This window comes from Ulvibacter sp. MAR_2010_11 (genome assembly GCF_002813135.1).
Classification (GTDB): domain Bacteria; phylum Bacteroidota; class Bacteroidia; order Flavobacteriales; family Flavobacteriaceae; genus Altibacter.
In genome coordinates, this window is the sequence record NZ_PHTY01000001.1 from 2,520,469 (window position 1) to 2,533,994 (window position 13,526).

General features: G+C 37.7%; 13 protein-coding genes. 9 read left to right on the forward strand and 4 right to left on the reverse strand.

Annotation, left to right across the window (positions count from 1 at the left end):
* Window positions 1–22 precede the first annotated feature (22 nt).
* The 6 genes from ATE92_RS11585 to ATE92_RS11610 all read left to right on the forward strand — a co-directional run bounded on the left by ATE92_RS11585 (window position 23) and on the right by ATE92_RS11610 (window position 7,158).
* Window positions 23–3,139 carry an efflux RND transporter permease subunit gene (locus ATE92_RS11585; protein ID WP_100803874.1) on the forward strand — a complete coding sequence of 1,039 codons (3,117 nt, stop codon included), beginning with the start codon at window positions 23–25 and terminating at the stop codon, window positions 3,137–3,139.
* Window positions 3,140–3,294: 155 nt separating this feature from the next.
* A complete protein-coding gene (locus tag ATE92_RS11590) occupies window positions 3,295–3,825 on the forward strand; it encodes a DUF6515 family protein (protein ID WP_157809627.1) in 531 nt (176 codons plus the stop codon).
* A 185-nt stretch (window positions 3,826–4,010) separates the two neighbouring features.
* Window positions 4,011–4,376, forward strand: coding sequence for a DUF2147 domain-containing protein (locus ATE92_RS11595; protein ID WP_100803876.1), 366 nt, complete (start codon window positions 4,011–4,013; stop codon window positions 4,374–4,376).
* Window positions 4,361–5,290, forward strand: coding sequence for a DUF6268 family outer membrane beta-barrel protein (locus tag ATE92_RS11600; protein WP_100803877.1), 930 nt, complete (start codon window positions 4,361–4,363; stop codon window positions 5,288–5,290). Before ATE92_RS11595 ends, ATE92_RS11600 begins: the two co-directional genes overlap by 16 nt.
* Window positions 5,291–5,351: 61 nt before the next feature.
* On the forward strand, window positions 5,352–6,383 hold the full coding sequence (locus ATE92_RS11605; protein ID WP_100803878.1) for a sensor histidine kinase: 1,032 nt from the start codon (window positions 5,352–5,354) through the stop codon (window positions 6,381–6,383).
* A 1-nt stretch (window position 6,384) separates the two neighbouring features.
* On the forward strand, window positions 6,385–7,158 hold the full coding sequence (locus tag ATE92_RS11610; protein ID WP_100803879.1) for a LytTR family DNA-binding domain-containing protein: 774 nt from the start codon (window positions 6,385–6,387) through the stop codon (window positions 7,156–7,158).
* A 1,045-nt stretch (window positions 7,159–8,203) separates the two neighbouring features.
* On the opposite strand, the gene ATE92_RS11615 is transcribed toward ATE92_RS11610, so the two are convergent.
* Window positions 8,204–8,590, reverse strand: coding sequence for a hypothetical protein (locus ATE92_RS11615; RefSeq protein ID WP_100803880.1), 387 nt, complete (start codon window positions 8,588–8,590; stop codon window positions 8,204–8,206).
* Between the two features lie 199 nt (window positions 8,591–8,789).
* On the opposite strand from ATE92_RS11615, the gene ATE92_RS11620 reads away from it, so the two are divergent.
* From ATE92_RS11620 to ATE92_RS11630, 3 genes are all read left to right on the forward strand, one after another.
* On the forward strand, window positions 8,790–9,746 hold the full coding sequence (locus ATE92_RS11620) for a TerC family protein (RefSeq protein WP_100803881.1): 957 nt from the start codon (window positions 8,790–8,792) through the stop codon (window positions 9,744–9,746).
* Between the two features lie 79 nt (window positions 9,747–9,825).
* Window positions 9,826–10,128 carry a ribosome hibernation-promoting factor, HPF/YfiA family gene (gene hpf / locus ATE92_RS11625; RefSeq protein ID WP_100803882.1) on the forward strand — a complete coding sequence of 101 codons (303 nt, stop codon included), beginning with the start codon at window positions 9,826–9,828 and terminating at the stop codon, window positions 10,126–10,128.
* Window positions 10,129–10,139: 11 nt separating this feature from the next.
* A complete protein-coding gene (locus ATE92_RS11630; RefSeq protein WP_157809628.1) occupies window positions 10,140–10,586 on the forward strand; it encodes an arsenate reductase family protein in 447 nt (148 codons plus the stop codon).
* A gap of 5 nt (window positions 10,587–10,591) precedes the next feature.
* Here the strand turns inward: ATE92_RS11630 and ATE92_RS11635 are convergent, their stop codons facing one another.
* The 3 genes from ATE92_RS11635 to ATE92_RS11645 form a co-directional block, all read right to left on the reverse strand.
* Window positions 10,592–11,809, reverse strand: coding sequence for a class I SAM-dependent rRNA methyltransferase (locus ATE92_RS11635; RefSeq protein WP_100803884.1), 1,218 nt, complete (start codon window positions 11,807–11,809; stop codon window positions 10,592–10,594).
* Between the two features lie 149 nt (window positions 11,810–11,958).
* Entirely contained in the window at window positions 11,959–12,219 is a 261-nt protein-coding gene (locus ATE92_RS11640) for an acyl carrier protein (RefSeq protein WP_100804422.1), read from the reverse strand.
* 7 nt (window positions 12,220–12,226) lie between these two features.
* A complete protein-coding gene (locus ATE92_RS11645) occupies window positions 12,227–13,498 on the reverse strand; it encodes a beta-ketoacyl synthase (RefSeq protein ID WP_100803885.1) in 1,272 nt (423 codons plus the stop codon).
* Window positions 13,499–13,526: the final 28 nt, after the last annotated feature.

A 13,526-nucleotide genomic window follows, 5' to 3' on the forward strand; every position in this document is an offset into this window, starting at 1 on the left:
GGAATTTTTAAACTGAATAATCATGAACATTACAAAAATTTCCATAGAAAATAACCGAGTAACCATTTTGTTGGTTGTGGTTATTGCCATTCTCGGCATACTGGGCTATAATCAGTCATCGAGAGATGCCATGCCACCATTTACTATTAGAACGTGTCAGGTGATTACTCAATTTCCGGGAGCATCCCCTGAACGAGTAGAAAAATTGGTGTCGGATAAGATTGAAAAAGTAATTCAGGAAATACCGGAACTAAAAACGGTAACCAGTGAGAATCGTACGGGAACGTCTATTATAAAGGTTGAACTTCAGAGCGACGTGCCTAAAGAGGATTTGCAAGCCGTATGGGATAAGATCAGGCGTAAAATAGATGAAATTCGCAATGAACTTCCTAATAATATTTATGGCCCCACTGTTAAAGATGATGGATTAGGAGTGGTTTATGGCATTCAACTGGGCCTTCGGTCAGATGGTTTTAACTATGCCGAAATGGAAGACTATGCAGATGAAATTAGAAATGATCTGATTAAACTGGAAGAGGTATCTAGAGTAGAGATTGGTGGAATACGGGAAGAAAGAGTCTTTGTAAAATTTGACAATGCCAAATTGGCCCAATACGGACTTTCTGCCAACCAAATAGAAAATGCCATATCAAACACGAATATTGTATTTCCAGGGGGTGAAATAAATCTTCAAAAAGAACGTATTGCCCTTGAACCCACTGGTAATTATGAACATATTGAAGATATTAAGAATACACTGATTCCTCTAAAACAAGCAGAATATGTTAAGCTGAGCGACATTGCAGATGTGAGGCTTGGGTATGAAACCCCCCAGGGTAGCATTGTAAAAATTAATGGTGAAAAGGGTTTAAGTCTTGCATTGAGCCTGAAGGAGGGAACAAGTCTGTCTAAATTAGGTGAAAAACTCGACAGCAAATTACTCGGTTATAACAATTCGTTTCCCCATGGCATAACCATCGATAGAATTGCATCGCAGGATACCTATGTGAACAACGGGATCAGTGACTTTGTTTCAAATGTCATTCAATCCATTGCGGTGGTGCTATTGGTAATGCTGCTGTTTTTAGGATTTCGTACCGGAATGGTGGTCGCAAGTTTGATTCCCATAACCATGTTGATGTCGTTAATGGTGATGAACTTTTTAGGTGTTGGATTGAATCAGGTGACCTTAGCGGCCTTGATAATGGCTCTGGGCATGCTGGTCGATAACTCTATTGTGGTGTCAGAAGCTATAATGGTGAAAATGGAGGGAGGATCATCGCCCAAGGACGCAGCGGTCGAGGCGTCTAAAGAATTGGCCATCCCCCTCCTTATTTCCACTTTAACGACATCGGCAGCATTTCTGGCGTTTTTCCTTGCCGATGGCGCTATGGGTGAAATGATGGGCAATATTTTTATAGTGATAACTATAGCCCTGCTTTCATCGTTGATTATCGCCCTTTCGTTTGTAGCGATGATAAGTGTCTATTTTATGCGGAACAAAAAAGTTAAAGCCGATTCTAAAAAGGAAGAAAAACCCGATTTTTTTGAAAAGTTGAATGCAAAATATAAACAGCTACTGATATGGGTTCTAAACCAGCCCAAAAAATTTATCGGTATGGTTGTGGTCGCGTTTGTTGCATCGTTATTTATTTTTCCTATGCTACCTTTTATTTTTATGCCTGAGAGCGATAGAAATCTAGTAGTTGTCGATATTAATCTGCCACAAGGAACCAAGATCGAAGAGACTGAAAAAGTGGTTGATGAACTTTCCGACTTTATAAATGCCAACCTTATAGTTTCGGAGCCTAAGGCAAAGACAGAAGAGGGTATTGTGAATTTCACTTCGTTTATTGGAAGAGGGCCCAACTCATACGACTTGGGATATCAACAGGAGCAACCCAATTCGAGCTATGCCCATTTACTTTTAAATACAACAGGTTACGACGCAAATGCTAATGTTGTACAGGTATTGGACAAACACGCATTTAATAATTTCCCCGATGCAGATGTGTCGGTCAGTTCCCTGGGATCACCTGGCGGTGCAAAATACGATGTAAGTGTCCGACTTGCAGGAGAGGATATGGAAAAATTGTTGTCCATCTCAGAAAGCCTAAAAGCCGAAATGTCGAAAATTGAAGGTACACAAACAATAAAAGACGATTGGGGGCCGAAAATAAAAAAGGTGGTAATTGATATTGATCAGTTTAAAGCAGGCTTGGCAGGAGTTACTAATCAAGACATTGCCATTTCGTTGAAAACCGCCTTGGACGGATTTGAAATTGGAGATTACCGTGATCTAGATGGCAATATTCCCATTGTATTGCAAAACAGGAATGCCAATACCTTGGATGTTCGAGAACTAGAAAGCATTGCCGTCTTCTCGCAAATGAACGGTAGCAATGTACCGCTGGCACAGGTGGCAAATATTAATATAGAATGGCAGCAGGCTAAAATAATGCATAAAGACTTAAATCGTACTATTGAGGTTAGCTGTAATGCAAAACCCGGTACCACGGCTGCCGAAATCACAAATCAGCTCAAACCTTACCTAAAGGAAACTTCAAAAAATTGGGAAAGTGGTTATTCCTACAGCCTTGGGGGCGAGAGTGAAAAAAGTGCCGAATCAATGGGAGCAGTAGCTAAAAATCTACCTTTTGCGGGATTTATCATTCTGTTGCTATTGATACTCCAATTCAATTCATTCCGAAAAACATTTATTGTAATTGCTTCTATTCCTTTAGGTATTATCGGGGTACTTGTGGGCCTCTTTGTTTTCAATTCGTACTTCGGGTTTATGGCCTTTTTGGGAATAGTATCACTTGCGGGAATAGTGGTTAACAACGCCATTGTTTTGCTTGACAGGATAGATATAGAAATAACGGATTTAGGTAAGAAACCTTATCAGGCTATAATTGACGCGGCACAAGAGCGGTTCAGACCCATATTATTAACCACTTTTACTACTGTATTAGGTTTAATTCCATTGTATTTAGGTGGCGGATTGATGTGGGAACCCATGGCCGTGTCTATTATGGTAGGTCTTTTGTTCGCAACCATAATCACCTTATTGTTCGTGCCGGTATTGTACAAGTTGCTGTTTAAAGTTAAAACTGAAGAGTTTCAAGAAATACATTAGTCCTATTTCGACTTCATTCCTCATTATTCGGTTTTGGCAATAATTCTCAGAATCCGGTCAAACAAGGATGTAATATTACTTTAAATTAATATTAAAATTATTGAATTATGAAATTATTAAAAAGCATAACAACATTATTTTCAGTCGGAATCCTTTTGTTTTCATGCAATACAAATGCACAAAGGAGAACTGTAGTAAAAACACCCAATCGAACGGTTGTAACAACAAGAACACCCGGAAGACTTGTAATTAATACAACTCCGGCTCCAAGAGTCAGAGTCGTTGCTACCATACCCAATAACGCAGTAGTTATTACCCACGGATCGATCAGGTATCACTACCACGCAGGTGTTTATTACCGCTATAACAACGGAAGTTATATTGTAGTAACTCCACCATTAGGAATTCAAATAAATGTGTTGCCAAAAGGCTATACGCAGCTTGTTATTGGAGGCATAAATTATTACCATTATGAAGGATGCTATTACATAAAAACTGATCTTGGACAATATGCAACGGCTAAAGATCCCCAAGCCCAGGATGCCGTGGTGTACACCTTACCAGAAGTCACCGAAGAAATAACGACAGATGGCAAAGTATACTATGAATCTAACGGAACACTATACAAAGTTGTGGTTACTCCAGAAGGGAAAGGTTTTAAAGCGGTGAGTATTATAGAAAATTAGAAATTAAAGAGTCACGAAAACAGAATTTGATTTTATCATTTTTTGCTTATGAAGGATAGGTAGATAGAACCCTTTTTTTCGACTTCAAATCCCAATATTCGACTTCAACAATTCAATTCTGAAAAGAGACAGAATCTACTTCACCTTTGTAAAGAATTTAAAATGAATAATTAAAAAACAACAAAATGAAAATTTTAAAAAACGTACTAGTACTAATAGCTATCAGTTTGTTTAGCATAAACAGTTTTGCACAGACAAATTCTGGTGTTGCAGGCGAATGGATTGTAGGTGAACAAAACACAATTGTAAAAATCGAGCAACACGATGATACTTATAGTGGAAAAACTATCTCCTCGGATAATTCTAATGCCGAGATCGGAAAACTGATGGTTAAAGAACTTAAGAAAAATAAAGGCGAATGGCAAGGAAAGGTATATGCCCCACAACGTAAAGAATGGTACGATGCCGAATTCGTCCCAAACGGAAATACTTTAGATGTTAAAATAAAAGTAGGCTTTTTTAGCAAAACCATTGAATGGAAAAGAAAATAACTATGAAATATTCTTATAAAAATGTTGCTGTGCAAAAAGCAAGTGTAATCGTTATTCTCATTTTTACTTTTATGAATAATGGGTATTCACAGGATTTTAAATTAGCAGGAATTCAATATAATAATTATCAGAAATCAGAACTAAAAAATGATTCGGGAAACCAAGAAATTTCATTTCAAGAATTTGGTGCATTTGTAAATTTTCCGAAGAAATTAAAAAACAATAAAACCGTTTTGGTTAATGGGTTTGGTTATGGTTTTGTGGAAGCGTCATTAGATAATCAGTTGTTTCCATCTAACGAAAACGACAAAAAGTTGCAGTCGTTTTATTACCAATTAACTTTATTACATCAATGGAACGAAAAATGGAACCTTGCTGTTAATTTAACTCCCACTTTGTCATCAGATTTTGAAGCTAAGTTAAGTACCGACGATTTTGTTTTTCAGGGCGCAGTTACAGCGACAAGAAAGTTTAGTTCAACATTTAAACTTGGAGGTGGTTTAGCATATAGTGCACGTTTGGGGAGTCCACAATTAATTCCTTTAGTCAATCTGCATTATAAAAATAATAAACACGAAATAAATGCTGTATTACCTATAAACGCAAAATACACCTATTCATTATTACCAAGTAACAAATTAGATTTGGGTGTAAAGTATAATCTTAATGGAGGAAATTTTAATGTATATTCAGAAGACAATAGTATTGATAAAATAAACTATTCGAGAATAAATTTTGGCGTATTAGCCGATTATCAACTCACTAAAATACTTCGTTTAGAAGCTTTTGGAGGCCTAAGTGCTGGTAGAAATTATAGTTTGATTGATGCAGATGATACTGCGTATGATTTTGACTCTGAATCAGCCCCATTTTTTAGTGTGGGAATTGTACTGGTTCCGCCAAAAAGGAAATGAGCGTAGATATCATACTGAAATAAATTAATATATTGACAAGCAAATTGTACTTTGATCGATAATGAAAAATAGTATTGGAAAAACGGTAGTTCGTATCATTCTGGTGTCGTTATATGCCATTCTTGTTATGAGGTTAGTTGGGTTTGTTATGCCTGATACTATCGAATATGCCTCAGAGACTCCCATAGAAATATTTTTGTTCTTTTACCTGCTTATATTCAATTTAAATACCGAGGGAAATCTGTTTTTTGACCGCTATCTGGATAAAAAATACCCTTGGTTTTACTTTCCTCGAAAGCGGATTTTTATTCAATTGGGCATTATCATTCTGTGGACGTTAATCTCCATTGGACTGCCATTTGTTGCTTGGTATTACATCAACGACCAGTCTTTTATTTTTGATAAGGCACCTGTTATCGTATTTATTGCGTCCATCGTTTTTTTATTAGGATTTATCGGGGTTTCAATCGCTAAAAACTTCTTTACCGAATGGAACGTTTCATTGCTGCGTGCGGAGCATTACAAACAAGAAAAACTAAAGGCCGATTATCGGGTTTTGCAAAATCAGGTAAATCCGCATTTTCTGTTTAATAGCCTGAATGTATTGATTTCGGAAATAAAACACAATCCAACAAATGCAGAAGATTTTACACGCAAACTATCGAAAGTATATCGATATGTTTTACAAAGTAAAAATCACGATTTAATTTCCTTGAAAAAGGAACTTGAATTTATTGATTCCTTTATTTTTTTGCATAAAGTCAGAATTGGAGATGCTTTAGAATATGTTGTAAATATTTCTGATGAAATAGTACAGATGCAAATCCCACCTTTAACCTTGCAAATTTTGATTGAAAATGCCATTAAACACAATATAGCTAATGAAGAAAATGTGCTGAAAATTTCAATTGAAAGCGGTAGCGATAATAAATTAATCGTTAGTAATAACTTACAAATTATTGATACTGTCGATTCAACATACACAGGTTTATCAAATTTAAGCAAGCGATTTGAATTGCTTAAAAAAGATGGTTTTACTTATGGTAAACAAGAAGAAAAATTTGTGGTAACCATTCCTTTAATCGAAGAATAAAATGATCAAAGTAGTAATAATAGAAGACGAATTACCAGCACAACGCTTGCTAAAAGAAACCTTGAAGGAAATAGCTATTAATACCGAAGTTGTTTGCTGTTTAAACAGTATAAAATCCGCTGTGGAATGGTTTAAACATAATTCACATCCAGACATTGTTTTATTAGACATTCAATTATCTGATGGATTAAGCTTTGAAATTTTTAAGCAAGTAAACATTGAAAGCTCTATAATATTTACAACCGCTTATGACGAATACGCTATACAAGCATTTAAGGTCAATAGTATTGACTATCTGTTAAAACCAGTAGAAAAAGATGAATTACAAACTGCTTTTGAGAAGTATCAGCATTACAATAAACAATTTATACAAGAGAAGAATTCCAATATAGATTTTTCAGAACTTGCTGCATTAATTAAAAGTGAAAAGACTGAATATCGTAAACGGTTACTAATTCAATCTAACGAATCGTTTTTTCATTTGCCTGTTGACGACATTGCACTCTTTTACAGTATGCAGGGGATTACCTTTGCTGTAACTTTCGAAAAGAGAGAATATGCGGTTAATTTTTCGCTCGAAAGTTTAAAAGATCAATTACAACCTGATAATTTTTTTAAAATAAATCGTCAATTTATAGTAAATATTGACGCTATTAAAAGAGTTCATTCTTATTTTAATGGGAAACTAAAGCTTGAAATAATACCGTCACACGCAGAGGATATAATAGTTGGTAAGGACAAGGCAGCAGCCTTTAAACGGTGGATGGATAGGTAAGTTAAAAAGAAAAACAATTTTTAAATAATATTTAGATGTTAAACTCGACCTCATAAAATTTTGGCTAAAACAATAGGAGAGTGGAGCGTACATATTTTAGGGGTTTAGTAATACAATTTCTTAAGTGTTTTATTTATACAAGGGATTTCATAACAATCTAACGGAGTTACAATGTTTCCTAAAATATAGCGTAATGAGCCGTAATTGTTTCCAAAAGTTTATGCAGTCTTGATTTTTTTGTTTCTTTTTTTATCAAGAAAAAAAGATATAATCAAAACTTATGAAGTTCAAATCTTCGACTTCTATTTTACATAATATTAGTAGTTACAATTAAAAAAGATTAAATAGTAACGAGAATAGAATAAGTGCTTGGAATTTTATTTTTTTAAAATTTAAGCTCTTATGGCAAGCTTACGAGAATCGCGTAGAAAAAATATTGTGCACAATTATTCATATACGCTAAAATTTCAATAACATCAAAAAGGTTAGCTTTTATTTTGGCGTTGGCAAGCGTTGGATAATTGTGTGTAAAATAAATTGCCAGAGCAATTTGATTTTATAAAACAATCGAGCGATTGGTAGCGGCTATTTTACATAACGGCTAATTATAGATACAAATGTTTTATAAACGCTGCGAAGCAAACCGCTTATTAGTTTAATAACCCAAGTTCCAATTAGTCTTATGAAAACAAATGCTTCTGGGATATTTTACATAGTATAGAATTATAGCTTACGAATGTGTAACAATTATTAAAGTGAAGCGTGTTGGTTTCCTTTTACATAATTGTTGACGATATGAGCCTAAAGGCAATCATATCTACAATTATATAAAATAGCACAGCTATACGGAAACTTCACACAATACATTTGTACTATAATTTATATTATGTAAAATAGAAGCTCACAATAGATCGATGAATGCTTCCCTATTCTTTGATTTTATGTTATTTAATAAAGCTCTCTAAAAGATCTTGATCAATAAAAAAAGCAGCACCGTAAAGTACTGCTCTTTTGCAATCTAAAAATTATGGGTAGTTATGTGTAGTTACTCGCGTAGGTATTCCGCAAAGAAATTCATCATCTCCTCCTTCAAATCGTAATGCATCTGTATATAGGTGCGCATATCTTCCTTTAACGGCTTTTGCGTAGCATTAACCAACCCCTGCATGTCTTCGTCTAAGTTGCCACTGTCAATAATCCTTATCTTCGCCTTACACCTGTGCTTTAAATCGGCTATCGCCGCTCTCTCTATCATAATTCTGTTTTGGAAATTTTCAAGTCCCTTGCGGGCGCTGTGACCAAATTCCAGTCTTGCTATTTCTTCCAGTTTTTGCTGAAATAAATTCATTTCATCGAAATGAAATCGCAATTCCCGTCTCCAGGTTTCTAAATTAAATTGTAAGTCGCTTAAGGTTTCATGCTGTGTCTGCATAGTGTATCGGTTAACAGTTTATATTCTAGTGAGCGTTTTTATGTAGGTTAGCTGCGAAGCGCCAACAAGTTACGTTTTATATTTTATAATTCAAATAGACGAAATCACATTTTTTAAGCTTTAACTTTTTTATGCACATTAACATTTTGTTATCTATGTTTTTCCTAATTCCGCTATACATTCGTGAAAACTTTCTACTATGCTAATCTGGAGCTTATTTATAGCTTTAATCATTTTCTTTCTCGCCTTAGATCTAGGCGTTTTTAACCGAAAAGCACACGTTATTAAAACCAAAGAGGCTTCCATCTGGACTGCTGTCTGGGTGTCTATAGCGCTCGCATTTTCGGGAGTTATTTACCTGTTGTTTGCCAATGGTTTGGTCGAAAATCCCACAAATCTCACACCAAACAGTGCCGTTCTCAAATACATTACCGGTTATCTCATCGAATTGTCGTTAAGTATCGACAACGTCTTTGTTATTGCCGTTATCTTCAGCTCCTTTGCCATTCCCGAAAAATACCAACATCGTGTGTTATTCTGGGGAATTTTAGGCGCTATCGTGTTTCGTGGTCTCATGATCCTTTTCGGGGTTGCACTTATCAATAAATTCGACTGGATCATCTATGTTTTTGGAGCCTTTCTGCTCTACACCGCCTTTAAAATGCTGCGTTCGGCCGATACTCAATTCGATCCTAAGAATTCGGCTGTGTACAGATGGCTTCGGAAAATATTTCCGGTAACCCACAAAATGGAGGGTGATAAATTTTTTATCAGACGCATGGGTATTCGCGCCGCAACGCCCTTGTTTATTGCGCTAATGATCATCGAACTCACCGATATCTTATTCGCGCTGGACAGTATTCCCGCGATCTTGGCGATTACAGCCGATCCGTTCATCGTTTTCAGCTCCAATATTTTTGCCATTTTAGGATTGCGTTCCATGTATTTCCTAATTTCTCGTATGCTGAAAAAATTTAGATTTATAAATTACAGTTTGGTGGTCATCCTCAGCTTCGTGGGTGTAAAAATGATCTTGTCACACCATGTGGAATTTCCCGAATGGTTGTCACTGGGAGTTATCGCGCTGGCATTGATTGGCGGAATTGTGGCTTCGCTGCTTATTCCAACCGAAGAGGATCCTATATCTGAAGTTTAACTCACAAAGAAGTATTAAAAATTTGGAACGCTTCAATGTGTATAGTATCTTTAAATTACATTCAAAAAAATAAATTCCTATGAACATTAACTTCGAATATCATAACGTAACTGCGAGCGAGCGGTTAGAAATTCTGGCTGCTCAAAAATTGACAAAATTGGAAGGTAAATACGACTTTATGATTAATGCCGACGTATATTTTAAACGAGAAAATACAAGTAACGATACCTCCGGAAAAATTTGCAGTATTCGCGTAAATACCCCCGGCCCTACTTTATTTGCCGAATGTTCTTCCGGTGCTTTTGAAGCCTCTATCGCAAAAGTCATCACCGAACTAAAATCACAATTACAAAAACGTAAGGACAAAATGCAAATGCATTAATCATGGACGAAATGGGAATAATAGCACGAGACAAAAACCAGCTTACCTTTATATATAGCAGCAATACCCGTGTGGGAACGCACGCGCTTAGTTATTTGCAGGGCAGTTCAGACAAAATTCTGGCGATAGATATTTCAAAAACCAAGGTAAGTGATACCCAATGGGTGGAAATTGCCGAATTACTATCCAAAAAAGTAGCCGATTTGGTCGATATTCGTGAAATTGATGTTTCTGATACCTCAAGTTTTGGCACCAATGACTGGATAAAAATTCTTCAGAAAAACGATCGTGCCCTCTCCAAACCTATTGTAATAAATGGCGATAAGACCAGGCAGATAGACAATCCTACCGAAGTTCTTGAATTTTTTCAGGTGGAATCGGCAGGATTAAAGAAAACCATGCATACAGATACGCCTACGATTGAAAGCACCACACAAGACGAAAAGTTTATTGAATAATATTGTTAGGTAAACTGATAGTAGCCACATTTTAAATACGCCCCCTCCGGAAAGGTCACGGGATGATCTACATCGTGACGGGTGCGCAACCATTGTTTGAAGCGACGCGACTGACCTTTAAGTACTGTCTCATTAATTTCAAAAAATTCCTCTGCGGAAACTCGCGATGAACAGGACGCCAACACCAGCATGCCCTTTTCTGCCGTCAATGCCAATCCCAATTGTGCCAATTGGGCATATTTTTTCTTGGCGATGGCTATTTCTTTTTTACTCTTTGCAAAACTGGGCGGATCTATAACCACCACATCAAAAGTTTGGTACTCTTTTACCATCTCCTTGAGCACCGCAAAGGCATCGCCTGTAATAATTCGGTGTGAACCACTAGAGGAATTGAGCTTGGCATTGGCAACGGCCAAATCCAGCGCCTGACTGCTTATATCCAGACTTGTAACTTCAGTAGCTCCGTTGGCCAAAGCATGCACCGAAAATCCGCCGGCATAGGCAAATACGTCCAACACGGTTTTCCCTTTTGAAATGGCCCCTACTTGCTTTCGGTTGTGGCGATGATCCAGAAAATATCCTGTTTTATGGCCTTTTATCACATTTGCTGAAAAAGCAATTCCATGTTCCATAAAATGTACTTCCTCGTTGGGCAATTCGCCGTAAATTATTTGTCCGTCGCTAAAACCATGGCTGTCTCCGGTTTGTAAGCTTCTGCTTAGCCGAAGCACCACACAATCGCACCCCGAAACTTCAAGTAGCGATTTTAAAATCATTTCAAAATAGGGAAACCAGATGGCCGAATACAATTTTACCACCAACACATGGGTATACACATCGGCTATAAAGCCCGGAAAGCCATCATTTTCTCCAAATAACAATCGATAGCCGTTCGTTTTTGTTTCCAGCAATTCCGCACGTAACGCGAAGGCTCTTTGTATTTTTTCTGAAAAGAAGTCGGAATCCGGAGTAGCACTCCCCTCGTGATGTAGCATTTTAATTCGAATAGGCGAATGAGGATCGTACAAACCAATGCCAATCGCCTTGTTTTTGGTATGACTGAAAATAATCGCGATATCACCGGATTTCCCTTCTTTATTGACCTTTTCGATGCTGTCGGTAAAAATCCAGGGATGTCCGCTTCGCACACTCCGCTCCCCTACTACGGTTAGTTTTATGGCCAGACGCTGCGGACTTATGTTTGGAAAAGGGAAATTGAACATGGGTATCTTATAATTTGGTCAAATTGTTATTTCTAATATGATGAACTTCATCCGTGAGCGGTGAGCAGAAATTAATTTTACTTAAAACTTAAAACTTAAAACTTAAAACTTAAAACTTCAAGCACCAAGCTCCAAGCTCCAAGCACCACTCACTGCTCCCTATTCTCTAATTTCTTCTGAATAATCCCAATAGCATCATTCATAGTACGCAGCTTTTCCATGTCTTCGTTGGCAAATTCTACATCGAAGGTATCTTCCACATCCAGCACCACATCTACCAAATGAGCCGAATTGATATTGAGTTCTCCCGTCAGGTCACTATCCGGATTCACAGCATTTTTGTCGACATCTTCCGGGAGATAGGTTTGAATAATGGGTAATAATTTTGCGTAGATCGCTTCGGTGGTCATTGGGCGCTTAATTTTTTCTAAAGATAACACACGCATTGACATCACCAAACCCAAAGCTGGCTTTTGCAATTGTTTTTAAAGGAGTTTTTACCAATTGCTGCGGAATTCTTTCTGAATCAATTAATTGTGTAATTTCCGGGTGTAAATCTTCACAATTTATATTTGGAAACACGAAGCCTTCGTGCAACTGAAGCACTGCCGAAACTGCTTCCACACTGCCGCTGGCCGCCAGGCAATGCCCTACCATGCCTTTTAACGAATTGATATAGGGAAAACCCGCTCCGTTTCGGATTAAGGCCTTGCACCAGTTTTCAATTTCTTCTGCATCTTTTACGGTTGCGGTTAGATGTCCGTTGATATAATCAATTTCCGAAGCCTTTACTTTGGCTTCTTTTAATGCTGCCGTAATACATTTTTGAACCGCGTTGCTGTTAGGTGCCGTCATACTCCCCGAACCTCTTTGTCCGCCGCTGTTTACAGCTCCGCCCAATACTTCAGCGTAAATCGTGGCTCCTCTTTTCTGTGCACTCTCCAGCGATTCCAACAAAATGGCTCCTGCCCCACTTCCGGGAACAAACCCACTCGCTGATGCACTCATGGGTCTTGATCCTTTCCCGGGAGTATGGTTGTGTTTATAGGTAATCACTTTCATAGCATCAAATCCACCCCAAACATAGGGTCCGTCGTCACTGGTACTACCACACAACATTTGTGCAGCCTTTCCTGAAGCAATGCGCTCGTATCCCATGATAATAGCTTCGGTGCCTGTAGCGCAGGCAGAGGAATTGGTAGTGACCAAATTTCCAGCACCTATCATTCCTCCCAAATAGGCACTTATGCCGCTTGCCATGGTTTGTGCGACGGTGGTGCTTCCCAAACGGCGGACTTTCCCTTCATCCAATTTATAAATAGCCTCCCGAAATTTGTCTACCCCGCTGGTTCCGGTACCAAAGATGACACCTAAATCCCATAAGGGTTCATCGTCCTTCCCCGCCGGTGTAATTCCGGCATCGATGATAGCGTCCATTCCGGCGATGACACCGTAAAGTATTCCGCTGCTGTTGAAATTTTTGAGTTGTAATTCGGAGAAATAGTCGCGTTTTTTTTCTTCGGAAATGCTTGGGATGCCGCCTATCTGACAGGAAAAGTTGAGTGCTTCCAGTTCAGGAAAATGTTTTATTCCGGACACTCCTTTTTTAATGGCTTCGGTAAATTGCGAAACCCCTACTCCGTTGGGAGCAACTACACCTAAACCCGTAATGACAACTCTTTTTTTCACAATTTCACTTTAACCTCTAATCTTAAAC

Coding starts and splice junctions, on each gene's coding strand:
- ATE92_RS11585 (WP_100803874.1), top strand. CDS start 23: ATGAACATTACAAAAATTTCCATAGAAAATAACCGAGTAACCATTTTG.
- ATE92_RS11595 (WP_100803876.1), top strand. CDS start 4,011: ATGAAAATTTTAAAAAACGTACTAGTACTAATAGCTATCAGTTTGTTT.
- ATE92_RS11600 (WP_100803877.1), top strand. CDS start 4,361: ATGGAAAAGAAAATAACTATGAAATATTCTTATAAAAATGTTGCTGTG.
- ATE92_RS11605 (WP_100803878.1), top strand. CDS start 5,352: ATGAAAAATAGTATTGGAAAAACGGTAGTTCGTATCATTCTGGTGTCG.
- ATE92_RS11610 (WP_100803879.1), top strand. CDS start 6,385: ATGATCAAAGTAGTAATAATAGAAGACGAATTACCAGCACAACGCTTG.
- ATE92_RS11615 (WP_100803880.1), bottom strand. CDS start 8,590: ATGCAGACACAGCATGAAACCTTAAGCGACTTACAATTTAATTTAGAA.
- ATE92_RS11620 (WP_100803881.1), top strand. CDS start 8,790: ATGCTAATCTGGAGCTTATTTATAGCTTTAATCATTTTCTTTCTCGCC.
- hpf (WP_100803882.1), top strand. CDS start 9,826: ATGAACATTAACTTCGAATATCATAACGTAACTGCGAGCGAGCGGTTA.
- ATE92_RS11630 (WP_157809628.1), top strand. CDS start 10,140: ATGGGAATAATAGCACGAGACAAAAACCAGCTTACCTTTATATATAGC.
- ATE92_RS11635 (WP_100803884.1), bottom strand. CDS start 11,809: ATGTTCAATTTCCCTTTTCCAAACATAAGTCCGCAGCGTCTGGCCATA.
- ATE92_RS11640 (WP_100804422.1), bottom strand. CDS start 12,219: ATGACCACCGAAGCGATCTACGCAAAATTATTACCCATTATTCAAACC.